A 22,626-nucleotide genomic window follows, 5' to 3' on the forward strand; every position below is an offset into this window, starting at 1 on the left:
GTGAACTTTTCCGGAAGGCAGGAAAACTGATGCGTCACAGTCGCCGGAACGGCCTGATCGCGACGCTGGTCGCGGGAGGCGGACTCGCGGTCGCGGGTGTGGGCGGCTTCGCCTACGCCGACGCGGATGCGAGTGGGAAGACCGAGCGCTCGCCGGGGCTGCTGTCCGGAAACCTCGTACAGCTGCCCATCCACACCCCGGTCAACGTGTGCGGGAACACCGTCAGCATCGTCGGCCTGCTCAACCCGGCCGCGGGCAACAGCTGCACCAATGCCGGCTCCGGCTCTTCGAAGGGCTCCGGGTCCGCCACCGGTGGCAGCACCCACGCCGACGGAACCGCGAAGGACTCGCCCGGGGTGGTGACCGGGAACGCGATCCAGCTGCCGGTCAAGCTCCCGGTCAACGTCAGCGGCAACTCGGTGAACATCGTCGGCGTCGGCAACCCGTCCACCGGCAACAGCTCGGTCAACGTCGAGCAGCCCAGCGGGGCCAAGCCGCCGCAGCCGGCGAAGCCCGTCGAGCCCGCGCAGCCGACGAAGCCCGTGGAGAAGCCCACCGTCCCGTCCCCGGTGACCCCGCCCGCGCCGGAGCAGGAGCAGCACACCCCGGGCGCTCTCGCCCACACCGGGTCCGACGGCCTCGGCTACCTGCTGCCCGGTACCGGCGCCCTGCTCCTCGGCGGGGCGCTGCTCTACCGGCGCTTCCGCCACCAGTAGGACCGCGGGGTCCGCAGGATCACAGCCCCTCGGCGCCCGGCACGGCCGCGGCCCGGGGGGCTTCCTCGTACCCGGTGCCGAGCCGGTCCCCGGGGTCGGCACCGGGATCGGATCCGGGGTCGGCCCCGTTGTCCGCGGCGGGACCGGATCCGGTGTCCGCGGCGGCCGGCGGGATCCGCCAGGTGTCGAGGACCGCGTCGATCTGCGCGGCCAGCCGGGCCCGGGCCGCGAACCGCGGCACGCCCGCCATCAGCAGCGCGTCGTACTCGGTGTCGACGTGCCGCACCGCCGCCCGCACCGCCACCGCCACCGCGAGCTCGTCGAGGGCCCGGCCGGCCGAGGTGCGGCCGACCCGGCCGCTGCCCCGCACCGAGGCGTGGGCGGCGATCGCCGCCGCCCGGTCGGCCGGGCAGCCCGGGAACAGCCGCCGTATCTCCGCCGCGAACGCCGCCGTGAACCGGGTGTCCTCGGCCGTCCGGCGCAACCGGTCGCGCTCCCGGCGCCGCGCCCGCGCCTCCGCGTCCGCGAGGCACGCACGCTCGGCCCGCGCCAGGGCGGGATCCTCGACGAGGAGGCCCTGGCGTTCGTAGCGGCGGCGGCGCTTGTTGAAGCGGACGACGACGGCGGACAGCGAACTGGCCTCGCGCGCCCGGCGGGTGAGCGCGGCGTCCCCGCGCGGCAGGTAGACCAGGTGCCCGAGGTCCGCGCAGTCCAGGCAGCGCGGCACGCCCGCCTCGCGCACCAGATGCCGCAGCGGTCCCCGACTGCACTGCGCGCAGTGGATCGCCTTCACCGACTCGAACACGACCAGGCTCATGCCCGTGTGATACCGCCGTTCGGCCCCTCTATCACCCCGCGTGGCGCGACGGTCGGGGAACCGTCAACTCTCCCTCGATTTGGGGAAGTCGCTTACGGTGGTGGCCGGGACTTGCGGTGTGGCTTGTGACGCCCGGGGTGCCCGCGACTCGCGACCGAGGGGGAGACATGAGCGGACGTCAGACGGCGACGGAGCGGCCTGCGATACCGGTCCTGCCGATACCGGTCCTGCCGATACCGGGCCCGTCGATACAGGGCCCCGGCATACCGGCGGGTGCGGGCATACCCGGGGCAGTGGCGGGCGCCGGGGTCGGCGCGCCGAATCTCGCCGGGCGGGAGGTGGTCATCGCACCCGGCGCCTGCACCGGCTGGCACTTCCACCGGGTCCCGCTGATCGCCCTGCTCAAGTCCGGGACGCTCACCCGGATCCTGCACGACAACAGCACCGTGGTGCACCTGCCCGGGACCAGCTTCATCGAACCCGCCGGCCCCGAGCACCTCCACCTCGGCCGCAACCTCGGCACCGAACCCGTCGTGCTGTACGTGACCAGCACCCTCGCCGAGGGCGAGCCGTTCTCCATCCCCGCCGACGCCCCGCCCGCAGCCGCCCCGTGCGCCTGCGCGGGCCACGCCTGGTGACCCGCCCCGCCGCGGCGCCGCCCGCTCACACCAGGCGGCGAATCTCCCCGCGCACCCGGTAGAAGCCGCCCGAGGCCGCGTGCAGCCCGTCCACCACGTACCGGGCCCCCGGCTCCCGGATCCCGCGCGGGAACTGCACGTTCCACGAGCGCTCGAACCCGCTCGACACCACCTGCACCCGCATCCGGTTGCCCTGCTGCACGCACTCCACCACCACGCCGTCGGCCGGGGCCGCCGCCGCCGACACGGTCACCACCGCGGCAGCCGAAGCCGCCGGGGTGAACACCGGCAGGGCGGCAGCGGACTTCACGTCCCGGGCCGTCGGCACCGTGCCCTGCTGGGCCGCGCCGATCGCCGCCTCGCTCGCGTCCACGCAGACCAGCGAGCCGTCCGTGGTGACCAGGTACAGCCGCTCGTCCAGGTACTGCATGGACAGGGCCGAGCCGCTGCCCGTGCCGAGCTTCCACAGCCGGTTCCCGGCCGCGTCGAAGCAGTAGACGGAGGAGGCGGAGTCGCCGGCGAACACGTGCCGGCCGTCGGGGGAGGTCGCGCAGGAGTACACCGCCGCGTCACAGCGGTACGAGGCCTCGATCGCGCCCGTGTCCTTCGCCAGCCGCTGCACGGTGTGGCGGCCCGTGCCGGCGAAGACCGCGTGCTCCTCCTGCCAGCCGAAGAGCACTCCGCCCGCGGTCCTGGTGTGCCACAACTCGCCGCTGCCGTCCGGGGCGTACGCCGTCACGCCCGTCGTGTGGCCGTGGTAGACGGCACGCTCGTCCGCCCGCACCATCCAGGCGTGGACCCCGGCCGACCGGCGCGACCACTGGAACTCGTCCTCGTGGTCGATGACCGTCAGGCCGCCGTTCGCGTCGGAGACGTTGAGGACGCCCTCGCGGATGTCGAGCCAGAAGATGTCCACGTCGTCGGCGATGTCGTACGCCTTGAACGGGACCTTCGACGACAGGTCGTAGACGCCGCCATCGTCACAGCCCGCGTAGATCCAGAAATCGTCCGCCACCAGGCACTTCACCCCGTCCGGCAGCGAGTACCGGGCCAGCACCTCCCCGCCGTGGCTGAGCGTGTACACGTCGCCCGCCTGGTTGCCGACCCAGCAGCGGTCCTCGTCCACGTGGATCCCGAACGCCGAGGCGCCCGTGCGGAACCGCCACAGCACCGGGGCGGCCGCGCGGGCCGTCGACGGCGCGGACGCCACCTGGCGGCGGGTCACCGGGCGGGCCGCGCGCTGTCCCTGCACCGCCGGCGCGTACCCCTTGCGGACCTTCTCCCCGATCTTCTTGGCGGCGGCCGCCCGGGCCTTCTCGGCGGTCGGGAACGTCGAGTTCTGCTGCTGGCCGTCCGCGCCGATACGCCCGTACCGCACCGTGACCGCGGTACCGTCCACGGTCACCTCGTAGAACTTGTGCGCGCCGCCACCGTCCTGCGACAGCTCCAGGTACGTCGTCTCGCGAGCCATGACAGACCCCTCCCCAAGGCCGGGCCCGACGGCTCTGCCCGCCGGTGTTCCCTCGTGGAAAAAAGCTAGGGGCCGGCACTGACAATGGGCCCGTGCACCTGGAAGCGATCACCTGGCAGCGGATGGCCGAGCAGCTCGCAGACCGTCTGGACGACCGCAAACCCGAGGCGGGGGAGGCGATGTGGCAGCGCGTCGGCATCGACGGCGCGCCCGCCGCCGACACCGGCGGACTCGCCGGACTGCTCGCCGAGGCGCTGCGCGGACACGGCCGCACCGCCCTCGTCGTCCCCGCCGAGGGCTTCCTGCGGCCGGCCTCGCTGCGGTTCGAGTACGGCCGCGAGGACGTGGACTCCTACCTCGGCGGCTGGTACGACACCGCCGCCCTCTGGCGGGAGGTGTTCGGCCCGACCGACCCGGGCGGCACCGGGCGGGTCCTGCCCGACCTGTGGGACCCGGCGACCGACCGGGCGACCCGCAGCCCGTACACCGAACTGCCGCCGGGCGCCGTCGTGATCGTGCACGGCCCGCTCCTGCTGGGCCGCTGGTTCCCCTTCGACCTCGGCGTGCACATCCGGCTCTCCCCGGGCGCGCTGGCCCGCCGCACCGAGGAGGCCGCCCGCTGGACCCTGCCCGCCTTCGCCCGCTACGAGGCCGAGACCGACCCCGCCTCGCTGGCCGACGCCGTGGTCCGGGCCGACGATCCGCGCCACCCCGCGTGGACGGGCCTGAACCACTGACCCGGCCGACCGCCCCGGGAGCCCCGGGCGATCGGGCGGCCATGGCCGATCGGGCCGCAACGGGCGTCCGAGCCGCAACGGGCGTCCGCGCCGCAACGGGTGTCCCGGCCGCCGCGGGAGTCCGAGCCGCTGCGGGGGCCGGGCGGCTACGGGCGCCCGGGCGGCTACGGGCGTCCGCCCAGCCGGGTGACCGCGCAGGCCGCCGACCGGCAGCCGGCCCGGGCCGCCTCCACCGGGTCGGCGCCGGCGAGCCGCGCCGCCAGGAACCCGCCGGTGAACGCGTCCCCCGCGCCGGTGGAATCCACCGCCCGCACCGGCTCCGCGGCCACCTCGGCCGTGACCCGGCCCCCCTGGGCGACCAGCGCCCCCGCCGCACCCCGGGTGACCGCCACCAGCGGCACCAGACGGCTCAGCTCCGCCGCGGCCCGGGCCGCCCCGCCCGCCCCGGCCGGCCGCGGCAGCCCGGCCAGCAGCAGGGCCTCGTCCTCGTTGGGCAGCAGGACGCCCGCCCCCGCCACGGCGTCGAGGAAGCGCCGCGGCCCGAGCGTGGCCAGGAACCCCGCCGAGGCCGGGTCCACGCTCACCGGCACCCCGCGGGCGCGCGCGTCCCGCAGCGCGACCAGGGCCAGCTCGCGGCTGCTGTCGGCGAAGTACAGGTAGCCGGACAGGTGCAGGTGGGCGACCCCGTCCAGCAGGTCGGGCGCCCAGTCGGCGGGGGAGAGCCGCAGTGCCGCCCCGCTGTCGGTGAGGAAGGTCCGCTCCGTGTCCTTGCCGACCAGCGCCACCACGGTCCCCGTCGGCGCGTCCGGGTCGACCACCAGCCGCGGCCGCACCCCGCCGGCCAGCAGGGCCCGCTCGTGCCACTGCGCCGACTCCGCGCCCACCCGCGCGAGGAGGCGTACGTCGGCGAGCCCGGCGCGGGCCGCCCAGCAGGCCGCGTTGGCTCCGGCGCCGCCGGGCAGGGTCCGGATCCGGGCCGCCGTGTCGGTGGCCGGAACCAGCGGCTCCGGGTGCACCGCCACCACGTCCGTCACCACGTCCCCGACGACCAGCAACGCCCCCGATCCGGACCCCGCCCCCGATCCGGACCCCGGCTCCGGCCCGGACCCCGGCTCCGGCCCGGGCTCCGGCTCCGGCTCCGGCCCGGGCTCCGGCACCGCACCCCGCTCCGGCTCCGGGCCGGCCGTTGTCACTGTCGGGCCGCCCAGGCCCCGGCGATGCCGGCCCCGAGGGCCACGTTGCCCCTTACCGCCGCCAGATTGGCCTCCAGTGAGGCCCCGCCCGTCGCCCGCACCAGGAAGCCCAGCAGGAACGGGGTCACCTCCTGCCCCGTGATCCCCTGCTTCCGGCACTCGTCGAGGGCCTCCGCCAGCACCCGGTCGTGCAGGCCCGGATCCAGCTGTTCCGCCTTGTCCACCGGGTTGGCCACCAGCAGTGCGGACTCGGGGCCGCCCAGCAGGTCCTGAGCGGCCATCACCTCCGCCACCTCCTCCGGCCGGTGCACGGTCCAGTCCACCGGCTCGCCGGAACTGGCCAGGTAGAAGCCGGGGAAACGTTCCGTCCCGTACCCCACCACGGTCACCCCCAGCGTTTCCAGCCGCTGCAGCGTGGCCGGCACGTCCAGGATCGACTTCACCCCGGCGCACACCACCGTGATCCGCGTCCGCGCCAGCAGCCGCAGGTCTGCCGACTCGTCCTGGGTCTGCGCCCACTCCCGGTGCACGCCGCCCAGCCCGCCCGTGGCGAAGACCCGCAGCCCGGCCCGCGCGGCCAGGAACGCTGTCGCCGACACCGTCGTCGCGCCGGTCGCGCCCGCCGCGACGGCGGGCGCCAGGTCCCGGTGGCCGAGCTTGCGCACCCCCTCGCCGCCCGCGATCCGCTCCAGCTGCTCCTTGTCCAGGCCCACGTGGGGCACCCCGTCCACAACGGCGATCGTGGCCGGAACGGCCCCCTCGGCGCGGACGATCGCCTCCAGTTCGGCGGCCACCGCAAGATTGCGGGGGCGCGGCAGGCCGTGCGTGATGATCGTGGACTCCAGGGCCACGACGGGCTGCCCCTGCTCCAGTGCCTCGCGGACTTCCTCGGACAGGACGGGAGCGCCGGGCGGGGGCGGGGGTGCGGATGCTGTGTGCTGTGACATGCCCCCATCCCTGGCACGCGATCAGCACCGCCAAACGCGGCGCCCGCGCAGTGGCCGGTTGTCGCCGTCCCCGACAGGATGCCTTCCCCGGTGCGGCCGGGCTGGACACTGTGGCCACTCCGCGGCGGGGTCCGCCCGCACTACGCTGGCGCGCCATGAGCACCAGCGACCACGACACCGCGGCCGCCGCCGCGGCGGCCCCCGCCGCAGCGGCCCCCGCCTCCTTCGCCGTCTCCGTACCGGACGTTCCGGACGCCGAGCTGGAGGCCGAGGAGCTGGACCCCGGCCGGATCGTCTCCGGCAGCCCCGTCGTGACGGGCAAGGTGCTGTGGGAGTCCCCGGACGGCACGCAGGTGCGCGGCATCTGGCAGATCACCCCGGGGGTGGTCACGGACGTCGAGGCGAACGAGCTGTTCGTCGTCGTCAGCGGCCGTGCGACCGTCGAGGTCGAGGGCGGCGCGACCCTGGAGGTGGGGCCCGGATCGGCCTGCGTGCTCCGCGAGGGCGACCGGACCACCTGGACGGTTCACGAGACGCTGCGCAAGGCCTACCACATCAGCTTGTGACCGCCGGATGGCGGCGTGCGGTGAACAGGGCGAGCACCGCCATCGGCAGCAGCAGCGAGGCCCCGATCGCGTTCAGCCAGCCGTAGCCCGCCTCCGCCATGACCAGGCCGGCCAGGGCCCCGCCGGCGCCCGCGCAGGTGTTCATCGTGAGATCGCTCAGGCCCTGTACGGCGGCCCGGGCGCGGGTGGGCACCGAGTCGGTCAGCAGCGCCGATCCGGACACCATGCCGGCCGACCAGCCGAGGCCCAGCAGGAAGAGGCCGAGCGCGGTCTGCCCGTGGCGCGGGCCCGCGGTGCCCGCGAGGAGGGCGGCCGCCGACAGCAGCCCGGCCGCCAGGCCGATCACGGACAGCCGGCCGAGCCGGTCCGACAGCCAGCCCATGACCGGCGAGAAGGCGAACATGCCGGCGATGTGCCCGCTGATCACGAGGCCGATGAGCTGGATCCCGGCGCCGTGGTGGCCGAGGTCGACCGGGGTCATCACCATGATCGAGACCATGGTGGTGTGTGACACGGCGACGGTGACCAGCGCGAGCCGCGCCCGTGGGGAGGCCTTGACGGCCGCGAACCCGGCGCGCACCGAGTGGCCTCCGCGGACGTGCTCCTCGGGCCCGGCCAGCGCCCGGGCCGTCAGCAGCGGGTCGGGCCGCAGGAGCACGGCGATCAGCGTGCCGGTGAGGACGAAGACGGCGCCGGCCCACAGGAAGGGGCCCGCAGTCTCGGGTATGGAGGTCCCGGCGAAGGTGCGGCTGGCCGGGGCGGAGAGGTTGGGGCCGAGCACCGCGCCGATGGTGGACGCCCAGACCACGACGGAGATGGCCCGGGCCCGGTGGTCCGGGGCGGCCAGGTCGGCGGCGGCGAATCGGGCCTGGAGGTTGGCGGAGGAGGCGGCTCCGAACGCGGCCATGCCGAGCATCAGCAGCGGGAAGCTCCGGATGGCGGCGGCCAGCACGACCAGGGCCGCGCCCGCGGCCCCGATCGCGTACCCGAGGACCAGGCCGGGCCTGCGGCCCCGCGCGGTCATCAGGGCGGCGAGGGGAAGCGAGAGGAGTGCGGTGCCGACCACGGCGGCGGTGGAGGCGAGCCCGGACAGTGCCTCGGTGCCGCTGACCTCGGTGGCCAGGGCCGGGGTCAGGGCGATGCTGACGGGCACGCCGAGGCCGCCCAGGGCCTGGGAGGCGATCAGCACGGAGGAGGTGCGGCGGCGCAGCCGGGGCAGCTCGGCCGGGTCCACGGCCGCGACGGGCCGGCCGGTGCCGGTGCCCGTTCCGGTGCCGGGCGCGGCGCTCACTGCGGGCGTCCCGTGCGGTGTGCCCGGAGGAGAGCGGGAGCGGCGGAACCTGGTGCGGCAGGAGTAGTCACCGCAGCAGTTTCCCACCCCTTACCCCCTGGCGGAACAGGAAGAAGACCGCCCGGTTCCCTGCCCGGAGCCCGCCCGCAGGCCCGGAGCCCGCCCGCAGGCCCGGCGCGCCGGCCCTCAGGACCGTGGCTCCCTCAGAACAGCGACACCCTCAGAACAGCGGCTGCGGAAGCACGCCCTCCAGCGCCAGCAGCGCCCGCTTGGTCTCCACCCCGCCGCCGAAGCCGCCGATCCCCCCGTCGTTCTCCACGACCCGGTGGCAGGCCACCACCAGCGGCAGCGGATTGGACCCCATGGCGTGGCCCACGGCCTGGGCCGCGCCCGGCTGCCCGACGCGGGCGGCCAGCTCCCCGTACCCGACGACCGACCCGTACGGCACCGAGCGGTTCAGCTCCTGCAGCACCGTCCGGTTGAAACCGGAGCTCAGCCGCCAGTCCAGCGGCAGCTCGAAGCGCCGCAGCGAGCCTTCGAAGTACGCGGAGAGCTGGCGTACCGGCTCGGCGAGCAGCACCTCCTCGCCCCGCTCCGGCCGCCGGGCGTCGGCGCCGAGCCGGGACGTCAGCGCGCCGATCATCCGCTCGACCCGGTCCGGACCGGCATGGAACTCGACCCGGACCAGGCCCTCCGGGGTGGCGGCCAGCAGCAGCGGACCGATGTCGCTCGCGACGACGGTCCATTCCAGGTGCGGCCCGCGCGGCCGCTCGGTGGTGTCCACCCCTCCACCGTACGGGCGGCCACCGACAGCCCCGCCCCCGATCGGTCGGCGACCCCCCTGCTCCGTCGGCGAGCCTCCTGCTTCGTCGGCGAGCCCCTGGTCAGTCGGCGAAGGCGCCGATCACCGCCTGCCGCACCACGTCCGGGGCGTTCGTGATGATCCCGTCGACGCCCATCCCCTGGACCTTCCGGGCGGTCACCGCGTCGTCCACGATCCAGGTGTCCACCTCCATCGTCTTGCCGTGGGCCCCCGCCAGGCCGTGCACGGCCGCCACCCATTCCGCCGTGATGGTGGTGTGCCAGGGGTTGATGCGGTCGGTGAACGCGGCGTACTTCGGCAGGTCGGCGACCTTCGGCGTGCCCAGGAAGGCCGTTTCGAGGTCCGGCCGCAGCTCGTGCACGAGGCGCACGGTGTCGGCGCTGAAGCTCTGCACGACCAGGCGGCGCTGCACATGCCCCCGGTCCAGCCACCCGGCCTCGTCCAGGACCTCCAGGGTCTGCTTCTCGATCCCGGGGTAGAGCTCGGGCTTCTTGATCTCCAGCAGCAGCCGCTGCCGGTTGCGCTCGATCCTGGCCAGGTACTCCCGCAGGGTCGGCACCTGGGCGCCCGCGTGCGCCGCGCCGAACCAGCTGCCCGCGTCGAGCTGCGCGATCTCCGCGGCCGTGAAGTCCCGCACGCGCCAGGGCGCGCGGTCCGGGAACACCTCCTCGGCGTTCGTGGTGCGGGCCAGGGTGTCGTCGTGGATCACGACCAGTTCTCCGTCCCGGGTGCGCTGGACGTCGTTCTCGACCCAGCTGAAGCCCAGCCGCAGTGCCGCGTCGACCGCGGCCAGGGTGTTCTCCGGGGCGTACGCCGAAGCCCCCCGGTGGGCGTACACGACGGGGCCCAGCACCCCCGGCCGGTCGGCGGGGGACCCGGGGTCGGTGGCGGCGGCCGCGGCCGTCCCGCCCAGCGCGGTGAGGGTGAAGCCCAGGAATGCGGCGGCGGCCGCTGCGGAGGGTCGGACGTACATGTGCGTTCTTCTCCTCGGGTCGTGAACCCTGCTCCGGCGTCAAACGGGCGCAGAACGGCAGCCGTTGCCGCGACGCAGCGACTGCGGTGTCCGTTGAAGCGATCATGGGCTCGAAGATCACCGGGCCGCCACCGAACTACGACAAACGGACCAGAAAGGGGGAAGCGTGCCGGGCGCGCCGGACCCGGCCGGGCCGTGCGGGCCGCCCGCGGGGCCGTGTGGGTGCGTGAGTGTCAGTGGCGGGTCGTACGGTGGAGTCATGCGGCCCGTATCGAAGATCGAACGCACGGTGGCGCCTTTCGAGGTCGTCAGCTCCTACCAGCCCAGCGGTGACCAGCCGACGGCCATCGCCGAGCTGGAGAAGCGCATCCGCGCAGGTGAGAAGGATGTCGTCCTGCTGGGCGCGACCGGCACCGGCAAGTCGGCGACGACCGCCTGGATGATCGAGAAGCTCCAGCGGCCCACCCTGGTCATGGCGCCGAACAAGACGCTCGCCGCCCAGCTGGCGAACGAGTTCCGCGAGCTCCTGCCGAACAACGCCGTCGAGTACTTCGTCTCGTACTACGACTACTACCAGCCCGAGGCGTACGTCCCGCAGTCGGACACGTACATCGAGAAGGACTCCTCGATCAACGAGGAGGTGGAGCGGCTGCGCCACTCCGCGACGAACTCGCTGCTCACCCGGCGGGACGTCGTCGTGGTCGCGTCCGTCTCCTGCATCTACGGCCTCGGCACGCCGCAGGAGTACGTCGACCGGATGGTCCCCCTCAAGGTCGGCGAGGAGATCGACCGGGACCAGCTGCTGCGCCGCTTCGTCGACATCCAGTACACCCGCAACGACGTGGCCTTCACCCGCGGCACCTTCCGGGTCCGCGGCGACACCGTCGAGATCTTCCCGGTCTACGAGGAACTGGCCGTCCGCATCGAGATGTTCGGGGACGAGATCGAGGCCCTGTCCACGCTGCACCCGCTGACCGGCGAGGTGATCAGCGAGGACCGCGAGCTGTACGTCTTCCCCGCCAGCCACTACATCGCGGGCCCCGAGCGCATGCAGAACGCGATCCGCGGCATCGAGACGGAGCTCGCCCGGCGCCTGGGGGAGCTGGAGAAGCAGGGCAAGCTGCTGGAGGCCCAGCGGCTGCGCATGCGCACCACGTACGACCTGGAGATGATGCAGCAGATCGGCTCCTGCTCCGGCATCGAGAACTACTCGCTCCACATGGACGGCCGCGAGCCGGGCTCCCCGCCGCACACCCTCATCGACTACTTCCCGGACGACTTCCTCCTCGTCATCGACGAGTCGCACGTCACCGTGCCGCAGATCGGCGCCATGTACGAGGGCGACGCCTCGCGCAAGCGGACCCTCGTCGACCACGGCTTCCGGCTGCCGTCCGCGCTCGACAACCGGCCGCTGAAGTGGGAGGAGTTCCAGAAGCGGATCGGTCAGACCGTCTACCTGTCCGCCACCCCCGGCGCGTACGAGCTGTCCCGCTCCGACGGCTTCGTCGAGCAGATCATCCGCCCCACCGGCCTCGTCGACCCCGAGGTCGTCGTCAAGCCCACCGAGGGGCAGATCGACGACCTGGTGCACGAGATCCGGCAGCGCGTCGAGCGGGACGAGCGCGTCCTGGTCACCACCCTCACCAAGAAGATGGCCGAGGACCTCACGGACTACTTCCTGGAGCTCGGCATCGCCGTGCGCTACCTGCACAGCGACGTCGACACGCTGCGCCGCGTCGAGCTGCTGCGCGAGCTGCGGGCCGGCGAGTACGACGTGCTGGTCGGCATCAACCTGCTGCGCGAGGGCCTGGACCTGCCCGAGGTGTCCCTGGTGGCGATCCTCGACGCCGACAAGGAGGGCTTCCTGCGCTCGGGCACCTCGCTGATCCAGACCATCGGCCGCGCCGCGCGCAACGTCTCCGGCCAGGTCCACATGTACGCGGACAAGATGACCCCGGCGATGGAGAAGGCCATCGAGGAGACCAACCGGCGCCGCGAGAAGCAGATCGCGTACAACAAGGCCAACGGGATCGACCCGCAGCCGCTCCGCAAGAAGATCAACGACATCGTCGCCACCCTCGCCCGCGAGGAGCTCGACACCGAGCAGCTGCTCGGCACCGGCTACCGCCAGGCGAAGGACGGCAAGGGCGCCAAGGCACCCGTGTCCGCCCTGTCGGGGGCCAAGACCGCGCCGGGCAAGGCGGCCAAGGGAGCCAAGGGGGCCAAGGGCGCCGTGGCGGTGACGGACCGCCCGGCCGAGGAACTGGCCTCGCTCATCGAGCAGATGACCGAGCGGATGCGGGCCGCCGCGGCCGAGCTCCAGTTCGAGGTCGCGGCCCGGATCCGGGACGAGGTCGGCGAGCTGAAGAAGGAGCTGCGGCAGATGAAGGAAGCGGGCCTCGCCTGACCCCCGCGGAGGTCAGTAGGGTTGGCGTCAGCCGCAGGTACACGCTGCCTGGGGGTGGCTATGGAAAGGGGACAGCGCGTGACGGTCAACTTGACCAAGGGTCAGGCCATCAGCCTGACGAAGGGTGACGGCGGCTCGCTGACGTCGGTCCGCATGGGGCTCGGCTGGCAGGCGGCCAAGCGCCGCGGCCTGTTCGGCTCGCGGACCCGGGAGATCGACCTCGACGCCTCGGCGGTGCTGTTCGCCGAGAAGCAGCCGGTGGACGTGGTGTTCTTCCGGCACCTGCAGAGCGACGACGGCTCGGTCCGGCACACCGGCGACAACCTGATCGGCGGCGCCGGCCAGGGCGGGGACGACGAGTCGATCCTCGTCGACCTCCAGCGCGTCCCGGTCCACATCGACCAGATCGTCTTTACGGTGAACTCGTTCACCGGCCAGACGTTCCAGGAGGTGCAGAACGCGTTCTGCCGCCTCGTCGACGAGACCAACGGCCAGGAGCTGGCCCGGTACACCCTCGACGGCGGCGGCCAGTACACGGCGCAGATCATGGCCAAGGTGTCGCGCAGCGGCGGCGGCTGGCAGATGACGGCCCTGGGCGAGGCGGCCAACGGCCGCACGTTCCAGGACCTGATGCCGGCGATCGTGCCGCACCTGTAAGCAGTACACGGAGAAACGGAAGAGCAAGGCCACGGGGGAGGGCTGCACGATGACGGCCGAACTGGTCCGGGGGCAGAACCACCCCCTGCACCGGAGCCGGGTGGAGATCAGGGTCACGGCGGGCGCACCGGTGCTCGCCCTGGCCGCAGTCTGCGATGCCGAGGGCCGGATCGGCGGGCCCGGCGCGCTGGCCCGCCCCGGCTCCTCCGCCCCGCCCGGGCTGCAGGCGCCCGGTCCCGCGGCCGGCGAGCACCGCTTCACGGTCGACCTCGGCGCCGTCGGGCCCGGGACGGACCAGGTCAAGGTGGCGCTCGTGCTGCCGCCCGGGGGCCCGGCCCGGTTCGGGGCGATCCCGGCCCCGTACGTGGCCGTGGCCGCCCCGGAGGGCGATGCGCTCGCCGGATACGCGCTGACCGGCCTCGACCCGGAGACCGCCGTCGTCGCCCTGGAGCTGTACCGCCGCCAGGGCGCCTGGAAGGTCCGCGCCGTCGGCCAGGGCTACGCCGACGGGCTCGCCGCACTGCTCGCCGACGCGGGGCTGAGCGCCCCGGCGGCCGCGGAGCTGGCCTCCGCGGTGGCGGGGCCGGCCGCGGCGGACGGCCGTGCGCTCACTCCCGTGCAGGCCGCGGCCGCGCCCACTCCGCCGCAGGGCCTCACGCCGACGGGGCCGACCGGCTCGACGGGCTCGACCGGGCCGACCGGCCGGCCGGACGCCGAGTCGGTCGCCGTCCCGGTCACCGGCATCCCGTACCCGGGCACGCCGGGCCCCGCCCCCGCAGCCGGACCCGCGGACACCGCCGGCGGCCCGCCGACCGTCGACTACGTGCACCCGCGCCGCCGCCGCACCACCGACGAGCCGCCCGAGCCGGCGCCCGCTGCCGCCGCACCCGGCCGGCCCGGCGAGCCGCCGACCCCCGTCGCGGGCGACGCCTCCGGCTGGTCCATGGACGAGCGGCTCTACAACCAGGTCTGGGGCATGTTCGAGGACCTGGCCCGGACGGTCGCGGCGTACCGCAGCGCCTGCGACTTCGCCGACTCCCGGCTCGACCGCGAGCTCGACCAGGCCCTCTCCGACCCCCGCGACCGCGCGGCCGGCGCCCCTGCGCAGGCGGCGGCCCGGGCCCGCCGCGAGGAACTCGTCGCCCAGGCCAAGGCCGCCCTCGACCGGGACCTCGCCCAGCTGGCCGCCGAGTCCGACGTGGTCGAACCGGCCCTGCCGGCCGCGTACGCCCGCTGGTCCAACCCGGTCTGGCAGGGGCACGCGCTGCCCGAGGAGGCCCCGATGGCCCTGCGCCTCGGGGACCTGCACCTGCCGGAGCGGCCCGGTCTGCGGATCCCCATGCTCGTCCGGGTCCCGCTGGAGCGCGGCCTGTGGATCGACAACGGCCGCACCGGCTCCGAGGCCGCCATGGCCACCGACACCGACCGGCTCCGCAAGGCCGCCATGGACATGGCCGTCGCGCACGCGGCGCGGCTGCTCGCCGTCCACCCCGCCGGCCGGTTCTCCGTCCACGTCATCGACGCGGCCGGGGCCGGGGCCGCCTCCCTCGGCCCGCTCGTGCACGCCGGGGTGCTCGCCGCGCCGCCCGCCGCGGGGGCCGCCGGGGTCTCCGAGACGCTGGCACGGCTGACCCGCCGGGTGGACCTCGTACAGATGGCGCTGCGGGCCGGGGCGCCCGAGGAGCTGCCGCCCGACCTGGACACGGCCGAGCAGCTGCTGATCGTGCACGACTTCCCGCACGGCTTCGACGACCGGGCCGTCACCCGGCTGCGCTACCTCGCCGACGAGGGCCCGGCGGTCGGCGTGCACCTGCTGCTGGTCGCCGACCGGGACGAGGCCTCGGCGTACGGGCCCCTGCTGGACCCGCTGTGGCGCTCGCTGATGCGGCTGACGCCGGTGCCCGACGACCACCTCGCCGACCCCTGGGTCAGCCACCACTGGACCTTCGAACCGGACCTGCCACCGCCCGGCAGCCTGGTGCTGGAGGAGGCGCTGCAGCGGGTCGCCACGGCCCGCCGCCATGCCCGTCCATGACCAGTCCTTGGCCTTCCCTTTACCTTTTCGGTCCTCCGCGGGTACCCTGGTGCCCGCGGAGGGGAGTATTCCTGCTTTCCTGCTACGGCGTGCCCGTCAATACGGACCCATAGGCGGTCCCGGGGCGCCGGCCCACGGCCTCCAGGCCGCCCGGGTGGAAGAGACCTCCGGCAGCGATGTCGCTGACCTGTGTGCCAAGCCATCTGCCGGAGGCCTGAACCGTGGATGTTTCGTTGAACGTGTGGGTGCTGACCATTCTCGGTCTGTGCATCCTCATCGGCGCCGATTTCTTCATCGGCCGCAAACCGCACGACGTGTCGATCAAGGAAGCGGGCACCTGGACCGTCGTCTGGGTCGTCCTCGCCGCGCTCTTCGGCCTCGGCCTGCTGTACTTCGGCAACGGCCAGGCCTCCCAGGAGTTCTTCGCCGGCTTCATCACCGAGAAGTCCCTGAGCGTCGACAACCTCTTCGTCTTCGTCCTGATCATGGCGAAGTTCTCGGTGCCCTCGCACCTCCAGCAGCGCGTGCTGCTCGTCGGCGTGCTGATCGCCCTGGTCCTGCGTGCGATCTTCATCGCTGCCGGCGCCGCGATCATCACCTCCTTCTCCTGGGTCTTCTACCTCTTCGGCGCCTTCCTGATCTACACCGCCTGGAAGCTCATCCAGGAGGCCCGCGCCGACGAGGAGGAGGACGAGTTCGAGGAGAACCGCCTCCTGAAGTCGATCGAGAAGAAGTTCGGCGTCGCCGACAAGTACCACGGCACCAAGCTGTTCATCACGAACAACGGCAAGCGCATCCTGACCCCGCTGATGGTGGTCATGCTCGCCATCGGCACCACCGACGTGCTGTTCGCCCTGGACTCGATCCCCGCGATCTTCGGCCTCACCCAGGACCCGTACATCGTCTTCACGGCCAACGCCTTCGCCCTGATGGGTCTGCGCCAGCTGTACTTCCTGATCGGCGGCCTGCTCAAGAAGCTGGTCCACCTCAGCTACGGCCTGTCCGTCATCCTCGGCTTCATCGGCGTCAAGCTGGTCCTCCACGCCCTGCACGAGTCCGGGGTCCACGTCCCGCAGATCTCCATCCCGGTCTCCCTGGGCGTCATCTGCGGTGTCCTCGTCATCACCACCATCACCAGCCTGATGGCCTCGAAGAAGCAGGCCGCCGCCGAGGCGGCCGCCGTGCCCGCCGCCCGCCGGGACGGCGAGCAGGCCCAGGAGACCATCGAGGCCTGACGGAGGCCTGACGCCGACGCACTACGCGCGGTACGGCAGGCCCCGGCCCGGGGCTACACGGGGGCGGTCGCTTCGGCCGCCCCCGTTTCCGTGTGCGCGGCCCGCCGCACCAGCTCCGGGTTGGTCTCCGGCAGCAGCGCGAAGCAGACCAGGCTCACCAGCCCGATCCCGCCCAGGTAGGCCGCCACGCCCCACGGCGGACCCGAGCCGTCCGCCAGCGCCGTCGCCACGATCGGGGTCAGCGCCCCGCCCATCACCCCGCCCAGGTTGTAGCCGACGGCCGCACCCGTGCAGCGGATCCGCGGGGCGTACAGCTCCGGCAAGTACGCGCCGATCACCGCCAGCACCGTCCCGATGCACAGCAGCGCGCCGACCGCGCCCACCGCCATCGGCACCGCGTCGGCCGTCCCCAGCAGCGCCACGAACGGGAACATCCACAGCGCGCAGGCCGCGCAGCCGGCCAGGCACATGGGGCGGCGCCCCCAGCGGTCGCCGAGGACCGCCGCCACCGGCGTCCACAGGGCCATGACCCCGACCCCGGTCATGACGCAGACCAGCATCGTGGTGCGGTCCGCCCCGAGGTGCTCGGTGCCGTACGCGAGGGACCAGGTGGTGACCCCGTAGAAGACCGCGTACGCCGCGGCCAGCGCCCCGCCGGTCAGCAGGATCAGCCGCCAGTGCCCGCGCACGACCTCCGACAGCGGGGCCTCGGCCCGCTGCCCGGACTCGGCGAGCGCACGGAACTGCGGGGTCTCCTCGACGGAGCGGCGCAGCCACAGCCCCGCCAGGGCCAGCAGCCCCGCCGCCCAGAACGGCAGCCGCCAGCCCCACGCGGCGAACTGGGCGTCGGTCAGCGTCGCGGACAGCGCGAGGGTGATGCCGTTGGCCAGCAGGAAGCCCACCGACGGGCCCACCTGCGGGAAGCTCGACCACAGCCCGCGCCGCCCCTCGGGGGCGTGCTCGGCGGTCACCAGGACCGCCCCGCCCCATTCGCCGCCGAGGCCGAGGCCCTGGAGGAAGCGGAGCACGAGCAGCAGCACCGGCGCGGCCAGCCCGATGGAGGCGTACGTGGGCACGCAGCCGACCGCCACCGTCGCCAGGCCGGTCAGCAGCAGCGAGGCGAGCAGCACCGGACGCCGCCCGTAGCGGTCGCCGACGTGCCCGAAGAGCGCCGAGCCCAGCGGGCGGGCGAGGAAGCCGACCCCGAACGTGCCGAAGGCGGCCAGGGTGCCGGCGAGCGGGGAGAACGAGGGGAAGAAGAGCGGGCCGAGGACCAGAGCCGCGGCCGTGCCGTAGACGAAGAAGTCGTAGAACTCGATGGCGGTGCCGGCGAGCGCGGCCGACGCGAGGCGCAGCATCGAGGGGGATCGGGGAACCGGGGACGGGGAGGGGTCCTGTTGCATGGTGCAGCAGTTACCCCTCCCCGCGCCGCCGGGAGGTGCGTCCGGTCATCTTCGACCGGAACGAGTGCACGGGGCCCGAAGGGTGACCGAGACCTACCGGCCGGACCTACCAGCCGCGCTCGCGCCACTCGGCCAGATGCGGCCGCTCGGCACCGAGCGTGGTGTCGTTGCCGTGGCCCGGATAGACCCAGGTCTCGTCCGGGAGCCGGCCGAAGAGCTTCTGCTCCACGTCGTCGATGAGGCTGGCGAAGGCCTTCGGGTCGTTGTGGGTGTTGCCGACGCCGCCGGGGAAGAGGCAGTCCCCGGTGAACACGTGCGCGTGCCCGTGCGGGTCGTCGTAGACGAGGGCGATCGAGCCGGGGGTGTGCCCGACCAGGTGCCGGGCGGTCAGCTCGACCCGGCCGACCCGGATCACGTCCCCGTCCTCGACGGGCACGTCGGTGGGCACCGGGATGCCCTCGGCGTCGAGGGCGCCGGCGTACGTCCGCGCGCCGGTCGCGTCGACCACCTCCCTCAGGGCGCCCCAGTGGTCGCCGTGCTGGTGCGTGGTGACGACGGACGCGATGCCGTCGTCGCCGATCAGGTTCAGCAGCGTCCGGGGCTCGGCGGCCGCGTCGATCAGCAGCTGCTCGCCGGTGGCCCGGCACCGCAGCAGGTAGGCGTTGTTGTCCATGGGACCCACCGCGACCTTGGAGATCATCAGGTCCGCGAGTTCGTGTACGTCGGCGGGACCGCCGACCTTGACCGCTCCGGTGTACGTCATGTGCTGATCCTAAAGCGGCGGGAGGGTCGGGAGCGGGCCGCCCGAGGTGGTCAGGGAGGCGCCCTTGTCGCCGCGGCCGGCCAGCCAGGCCAGCAGCGCGGCGGCCGGGCCGGAGACGGTGACGGCCGGCTCCCCGGCCGCGCCCGTGCGCCAGGTGCGGCCGTCGTCGGCGGCCAGGGCGGTCGGCGGGACCTCGGGACGCGCGGACCAGCGGTCCGCGAGGAAGTCGATCTCGCGGCCGGTGAACTCCTCCGGGAGGTCCTCCAGCCCGTAGCCGACATTCAGGTCGACGTGGTGCAGCTCGACCTCGACGAGCCGGCGGAACGGCACGTTCGCGGCGAGGTCGGTGACGCCGCCCCGGAGCTCGACGGTGCGGGACCAGTCCTGGTCGCCCTCGGTCTGCGCCATGAAGCGGTCGTGGCCGGCGCGCAGGTCGGCGAGCTGCTCCGGGAGCGGGCGGCCGGAGCCCTCCTCGATGTCCTTGTCGCGGGCGTCGGCACTGTCGTACATGGGCCGCCCGGCGAGGACGTTGACGAGGGCGTCGGCGTTGCGCGCGAGGTGGGCGAGCACGTGGCCGCGGGTCCAGCCCGGGAGGTGTGACTCCTCGGCCAAGGCGGCGTTGTCCAGTCGTCCGACCGCGGTCAGCAGCCGGTCTGTGGCTTCACGTACGACGTGCAGGTCGTGCACATGATCGGTCATGGAGCCGAGCCTAAGCGCTCCGCCGGAGTCCGGTCGTGAAAGCGCGGGCCGGCGGGGTCCGGCCGCGCTGTTCCCCGCGCTCCCTGCGGGGCGCGGCAGGGCCCCGGGCCACACGAACGGGTGAAGCGGTCGGCGGAGTGCCTTAAATCGAATGCGCGTGCTATACGCTCGGAAGTCCAGCCTGACTCCGTCAGCTCGACTCCCATCTCGACCCCAATGCAGAGGCGCCCCCCATACCCTGGGACGGGGGCTGTGCCCCCGTTCTCTCAAGAAAGGTGCGGACCGGCGTGACCGACCGACTCATCGTTCGTGGCGCTCGCGAGCACAACCTCAAGAACGTCTCGCTCGACCTGCCCCGCGATTCGCTCATCGTCTTCACCGGTCTGTCCGGGTCCGGCAAGTCCTCCCTGGCCTTCGACACGATCTTCGCCGAGGGCCAGCGCCGCTACGTCGAGTCGCTCTCGTCGTACGCCCGCCAGTTCCTGGGCCAGATGGACAAGCCCGACGTGGACTTCATCGAGGGCCTCTCCCCGGCGGTCTCGATCGACCAGAAGTCGACCTCGCGCAACCCGCGCTCGACGGTCGGCACCATCACCGAGGTCTACGACTACCTCCGCCTGCTCTTCGCGCGCATCGGCAAGCCCCACTGCCCCGAGTGCCGCCGCCCGATCTCGCGGCAGTCGCCGCAGGCGATCGTCGACAAGGTGCTCGCCCTGCCCGAAGGCAGCCGCTTCCAGGTGCTCTCGCCGCTGGTGCGCGAGCGCAAGGGCGAGTTCGTCGACCTCTTCGCGGACCTGCAGACCAAGGGCTACAGCCGGGCCCGGGTGGACGGGGAGACCATCCAGCTCTCCGAGCCGCCGAAGCTGAAGAAGCAGGAGAAGCACACCATCGAGGTGGTCGTCGACCGCCTCACCGTCAAGGACAGCGCCAAGCGCCGGCTCACCGACTCCGTGGAGACCGCCCTCGGCCTCTCCGGCGGCATGGTGATCCTGGACTTCGTCGACCTCGCCGAGGACGACCCCGAGCGCGAGCGGATGTTCTCCGAGCACCTCTACTGCCCGTACGACGACCTGTCCTTCGAGGAGCTGGAGCCGCGCTCCTTCTCCTTCAACTCGCCCTTCGGCGCCTGCCCCGAGTGCACCGGCATCGGCACGCGCATGGAGGTCGACCCGGAGCTGATCGTCCCGGACGAGGAGAAGTCCCTCGACGAGGGCGCCGTCTCGCCGTGGTCGCTCGGCCACACCAAGGACTACTTCCAGCGGCTCGTCGGCGCCCTCGCCGGCGAGCTCGGCTTCCGCACGGACATCCCGTGGGCCGGCCTGCCGCTGCGGGCCAGGAAGGCCCTGCTGTACGGGCACAAGACGCAGATCGAGGTCCGCTACCGCAACCGGTACGGGCGCGAGCGCGCGTACACCACGGCTTTCGAGGGCGCCGTGCCGTTCGTCCGGCGCCGGCACGCGGAGTCCGAGAGCGACGCCAGCCGCGAGCGCTTCGAGGGCTACATGCGCGAGGTGCCCTGCCCCACCTGCGAGGGGACCCGGCTCAAGCCGATCGTGCTCGCCGTGACGGTGATGGAGAAGTCCATCGCCGAGGTCGCCGCGATGTCGATCAGCGAGTGCGCGGAGTTCCTGGGCCGGCTCCGGCTCGACGCCCGCGACAAGAAGATCGCCGAGCGGGTCCTGAAGGAGGTCAACGAGCGGCTCCGCTTCCTCGTCGACGTGGGCCTGGACTACCTGTCGCTGAACCGCGCCGCCGGCACCCTGTCGGGCGGCGAGGCCCAGCGCATCCGGCTGGCCACCCAGATCGGCTCCGGCCTGGTCGGCGTGCTGTACGTGCTGGACGAGCCCTCCATCGGCCTGCACCAGCGCGACAACCACCGGCTCATCGAGACCCTCGTCCGGCTGCGCGACATGGGCAACACCCTGATCGTCGTCGAGCACGACGAGGACACCATCAAGACCGCCGACTGGGTCGTCGACATCGGCCCGGGCGCCGGCGAGCACGGCGGCAAGGTCGTGCACAGCGGCTCGCTCAAGGAGCTCCTGGACAACAGCGCCTCCATGACCGGGCAGTACCTGTCCGGCAAGCGGTCCATCGCCATCCCGGACGTGCGCCGACCCGTCAACGGGGACCGCAGGCTCACGGTCCACGGGGCCAAGGAGAACAACCTGCGGGACATCGACGTGTCCTTCCCGCTGGGCGTGCTCACGGCCGTCACGGGCGTGTCGGGCTCGGGTAAGTCGACGCTGGTCAACGACATCCTGTACACGCACCTGGCGCGCGAGCTGAACGGCGCCCGCTCCGTGCCGGGCCGGCACACCCGGGTCGACGGCGACGACCTCGTCGACAAGGTCGTGCACGTCGACCAGTCGCCGATCGGCCGCACCCCCCGGTCCAACCCGGCCACGTACACGGGCGTCTTCGACAACATCCGCAAGCTGTTCGCGGAGACGATGGAGGCGAAGGTGCGCGGCTACCTGCCGGGCCGCTTCTCCTTCAACGTCAAGGGCGGCCGCTGCGAGAACTGCTCCGGCGACGGCACCATCAAGATCGAGATGAACTTCCTGCCGGACGTGTACGTCCCGTGCGAGGTCTGCCACGGAGACCGGTACAACCGGGAGACGCTGGAGGTCCACTACAAGGGCAAGTCCATCGCCGAGGTCCTCAACATGCCGATCGAGGAGGCGCTCGGATTCTTCGAGGCGGTTCCGACGATCGCCCGGCACCTGAAGACGCTGACCGAGGTCGGCCTCGGGTACGTCCGGCTCGGCCAGTCCGCGCCGACGCTGTCCGGCGGTGAGGCGCAGCGCGTGAAGCTGGCGTCGGAGTTGCAGAAGCGGTCGACGGGGCGGACGGTCTACGTCCTGGACGAGCCCACGACCGGCCTGCACTTCGAGGACATCTCGAAGCTGATCAAGGTGCTGTCGGGGCTGGTGGACAAGGGGAACTCGGTGATCGTCATCGAGCACAACCTGGACGTCATCAAGACCGCGGACTGGGTCATCGACATGGGCCCGGAAGGCGGCTACGGCGGCGGACTCGTCGTCGCCGAGGGCACCCCCGAGCAGGTGGCGTCCGTGGGCGCCAGCCACACCGGCAAGTTCCTGCGCGACATCCTCGGCGCGGAGCGGATCTCCGACGCGGCCCCGGCCGCCGCCCCGGCGAAGAAGACGACCGCCAGGAAGACCACCACGGCGAAGAAGACGACCGCGGCGAAGAAGACGACCGCGGCCCGCGCCCGCAAGGCCTAGCCGC

At 73.3% G+C, this 22,626-nt stretch carries 18 protein-coding genes and 1 pseudogene; 9 read left to right on the top strand and 10 right to left on the bottom strand.

All coding sequences use genetic code 11. The features are described from left to right. Positions 1 to 29 precede the first annotated feature (29 nt). The gene (locus ACIQUT_RS25200; protein ID WP_403565849.1) at positions 30 to 716 is read left to right on the top strand and encodes a chaplin; all 687 of its coding nucleotides are present in this window, start codon (positions 30 to 32) and stop codon (positions 714 to 716) included. Positions 717 to 891: 175 nt separating this feature from the next. On the opposite strand, the pseudogene ACIQUT_RS25205 reads toward ACIQUT_RS25200, so the two are convergent. After that, positions 892 to 1,533, bottom strand: a pseudogene (locus ACIQUT_RS25205) (DUF2293 domain-containing protein); the annotation flags it as partial. Positions 1,534 to 1,700: 167 nt separating this feature from the next. On the opposite strand from ACIQUT_RS25205, the gene ACIQUT_RS25210 reads away from it, so the two are divergent. After that, positions 1,701 to 2,171 carry a cupin domain-containing protein gene (locus ACIQUT_RS25210; RefSeq protein ID WP_403565851.1) on the top strand — a complete coding sequence of 157 codons (471 nt, stop codon included), beginning with the start codon at positions 1,701 to 1,703 and terminating at the stop codon, positions 2,169 to 2,171. A gap of 25 nt (positions 2,172 to 2,196) precedes the next feature. Here ACIQUT_RS25210 and ACIQUT_RS25215 read toward each other — a convergent pair whose 3' ends face one another. Beyond that, positions 2,197 to 3,642, bottom strand: coding sequence for a WGR domain-containing protein (locus ACIQUT_RS25215; RefSeq protein WP_403565853.1), 1,446 nt, complete (start codon positions 3,640 to 3,642; stop codon positions 2,197 to 2,199). Between the two features lie 92 nt (positions 3,643 to 3,734). Between ACIQUT_RS25215 and ACIQUT_RS25220 the strand changes: the two genes are divergently transcribed. After that, a complete protein-coding gene (locus ACIQUT_RS25220; RefSeq protein ID WP_403565855.1) occupies positions 3,735 to 4,379 on the top strand; it encodes a uridine kinase in 645 nt (214 codons plus the stop codon). A gap of 164 nt (positions 4,380 to 4,543) precedes the next feature. Here the strand turns inward: ACIQUT_RS25220 and ACIQUT_RS25225 are convergent, their stop codons facing one another. Both ACIQUT_RS25225 and ACIQUT_RS25230 read right to left on the bottom strand, forming a co-directional pair. Next, a complete protein-coding gene (locus ACIQUT_RS25225; RefSeq protein ID WP_403565856.1) occupies positions 4,544 to 5,434 on the bottom strand; it encodes a carbohydrate kinase family protein in 891 nt (296 codons plus the stop codon). Positions 5,435 to 5,568: 134 nt separating this feature from the next. Next, the gene (locus tag ACIQUT_RS25230) at positions 5,569 to 6,519 is read right to left on the bottom strand and encodes a pseudouridine-5'-phosphate glycosidase (protein ID WP_403565858.1); all 951 of its coding nucleotides are present in this window, start codon (positions 6,517 to 6,519) and stop codon (positions 5,569 to 5,571) included. A 155-nt stretch (positions 6,520 to 6,674) separates the two neighbouring features. Between ACIQUT_RS25230 and ACIQUT_RS25235 the strand changes: the two genes are divergently transcribed. Next, positions 6,675 to 7,085 (top strand): cupin domain-containing protein, encoded by a 411-nt coding sequence (locus ACIQUT_RS25235; RefSeq protein WP_403565860.1) that lies wholly within the window; start codon positions 6,675 to 6,677, stop codon positions 7,083 to 7,085. On the opposite strand, the gene ACIQUT_RS25240 is transcribed toward ACIQUT_RS25235, so the two are convergent. From ACIQUT_RS25240 to ACIQUT_RS25250, 3 genes are all read right to left on the bottom strand, one after another. Continuing rightward, a complete protein-coding gene (locus tag ACIQUT_RS25240; protein WP_403565862.1) occupies positions 7,075 to 8,376 on the bottom strand; it encodes an MFS transporter in 1,302 nt (433 codons plus the stop codon). The genes ACIQUT_RS25235 and ACIQUT_RS25240 overlap by 11 nt on opposite strands. 220 nt (positions 8,377 to 8,596) lie before the next feature. Beyond that, positions 8,597 to 9,160, bottom strand: coding sequence for a methylated-DNA--[protein]-cysteine S-methyltransferase (locus ACIQUT_RS25245; RefSeq protein ID WP_403565864.1), 564 nt, complete (start codon positions 9,158 to 9,160; stop codon positions 8,597 to 8,599). 100 nt (positions 9,161 to 9,260) lie between these two features. Then, positions 9,261 to 10,172 carry a glycerophosphodiester phosphodiesterase gene (locus ACIQUT_RS25250; RefSeq protein ID WP_403565866.1) on the bottom strand — a complete coding sequence of 304 codons (912 nt, stop codon included), beginning with the start codon at positions 10,170 to 10,172 and terminating at the stop codon, positions 9,261 to 9,263. A 259-nt stretch (positions 10,173 to 10,431) separates the two neighbouring features. On the opposite strand from ACIQUT_RS25250, the gene uvrB reads away from it, so the two are divergent. From uvrB to ACIQUT_RS25270, 4 genes are all read left to right on the top strand, one after another. Beyond that, entirely contained in the window at positions 10,432 to 12,579 is a 2,148-nt protein-coding gene (gene uvrB / locus ACIQUT_RS25255) for an excinuclease ABC subunit UvrB (protein WP_403565868.1), read from the top strand. Between the two features lie 78 nt (positions 12,580 to 12,657). Beyond that, the gene (locus ACIQUT_RS25260) at positions 12,658 to 13,236 is read left to right on the top strand and encodes a TerD family protein (RefSeq protein WP_179172105.1); all 579 of its coding nucleotides are present in this window, start codon (positions 12,658 to 12,660) and stop codon (positions 13,234 to 13,236) included. Between the two features lie 49 nt (positions 13,237 to 13,285). Beyond that, complete coding sequence (locus ACIQUT_RS25265) at positions 13,286 to 15,271, top strand: TerD family protein (RefSeq protein ID WP_403565870.1); 1,986 nt, start codon at positions 13,286 to 13,288, stop codon at positions 15,269 to 15,271. Between the two features lie 221 nt (positions 15,272 to 15,492). Further along, the gene (locus ACIQUT_RS25270) at positions 15,493 to 16,506 is read left to right on the top strand and encodes a TerC/Alx family metal homeostasis membrane protein (protein ID WP_403565872.1); all 1,014 of its coding nucleotides are present in this window, start codon (positions 15,493 to 15,495) and stop codon (positions 16,504 to 16,506) included. Positions 16,507 to 16,559: 53 nt separating this feature from the next. Here the strand turns inward: ACIQUT_RS25270 and ACIQUT_RS25275 are convergent, their stop codons facing one another. From ACIQUT_RS25275 to ACIQUT_RS25285, 3 genes are all read right to left on the bottom strand, one after another. Further along, complete coding sequence (locus tag ACIQUT_RS25275) at positions 16,560 to 17,909, bottom strand: MFS transporter (RefSeq protein WP_403565874.1); 1,350 nt, start codon at positions 17,907 to 17,909, stop codon at positions 16,560 to 16,562. Between the two features lie 106 nt (positions 17,910 to 18,015). Next, positions 18,016 to 18,672 (bottom strand): MBL fold metallo-hydrolase, encoded by a 657-nt coding sequence (locus ACIQUT_RS25280; protein ID WP_403565876.1) that lies wholly within the window; start codon positions 18,670 to 18,672, stop codon positions 18,016 to 18,018. A 9-nt stretch (positions 18,673 to 18,681) separates the two neighbouring features. Next, complete coding sequence (locus ACIQUT_RS25285; RefSeq protein WP_403565878.1) at positions 18,682 to 19,371, bottom strand: maleylpyruvate isomerase family mycothiol-dependent enzyme; 690 nt, start codon at positions 19,369 to 19,371, stop codon at positions 18,682 to 18,684. A 287-nt stretch (positions 19,372 to 19,658) separates the two neighbouring features. Here ACIQUT_RS25285 and uvrA point away from each other — a divergent pair, with 287 nt between their 5' ends. Continuing rightward, the gene (gene uvrA, locus ACIQUT_RS25290) at positions 19,659 to 22,622 is read left to right on the top strand and encodes an excinuclease ABC subunit UvrA (RefSeq protein WP_403565879.1); all 2,964 of its coding nucleotides are present in this window, start codon (positions 19,659 to 19,661) and stop codon (positions 22,620 to 22,622) included. Positions 22,623 to 22,626 lie beyond the last annotated feature (4 nt).

This window comes from Streptomyces sp. NPDC090445 (genome assembly GCF_044769385.1).
Classification (GTDB): domain Bacteria; phylum Actinomycetota; class Actinomycetes; order Streptomycetales; family Streptomycetaceae; genus Streptomyces.

Coding starts and splice junctions, on each gene's coding strand:
- ACIQUT_RS25200 (WP_403565849.1), top strand. CDS start 30: ATGCGTCACAGTCGCCGGAACGGCCTGATCGCGACGCTGGTCGCGGGA.
- ACIQUT_RS25210 (WP_403565851.1), top strand. CDS start 1,701: ATGAGCGGACGTCAGACGGCGACGGAGCGGCCTGCGATACCGGTCCTG.
- ACIQUT_RS25215 (WP_403565853.1), bottom strand. CDS start 3,642: ATGGCTCGCGAGACGACGTACCTGGAGCTGTCGCAGGACGGTGGCGGC.
- ACIQUT_RS25230 (WP_403565858.1), bottom strand. CDS start 6,519: ATGTCACAGCACACAGCATCCGCACCCCCGCCCCCGCCCGGCGCTCCC.
- ACIQUT_RS25235 (WP_403565860.1), top strand. CDS start 6,675: ATGAGCACCAGCGACCACGACACCGCGGCCGCCGCCGCGGCGGCCCCC.
- ACIQUT_RS25250 (WP_403565866.1), bottom strand. CDS start 10,172: ATGTACGTCCGACCCTCCGCAGCGGCCGCCGCCGCATTCCTGGGCTTC.
- uvrB (WP_403565868.1), top strand. CDS start 10,432: ATGCGGCCCGTATCGAAGATCGAACGCACGGTGGCGCCTTTCGAGGTC.
- ACIQUT_RS25265 (WP_403565870.1), top strand. CDS start 13,286: ATGACGGCCGAACTGGTCCGGGGGCAGAACCACCCCCTGCACCGGAGC.
- ACIQUT_RS25275 (WP_403565874.1), bottom strand. CDS start 17,909: ATGCAACAGGACCCCTCCCCGTCCCCGGTTCCCCGATCCCCCTCGATG.
- ACIQUT_RS25280 (WP_403565876.1), bottom strand. CDS start 18,672: ATGACGTACACCGGAGCGGTCAAGGTCGGCGGTCCCGCCGACGTACAC.
- ACIQUT_RS25285 (WP_403565878.1), bottom strand. CDS start 19,371: ATGACCGATCATGTGCACGACCTGCACGTCGTACGTGAAGCCACAGAC.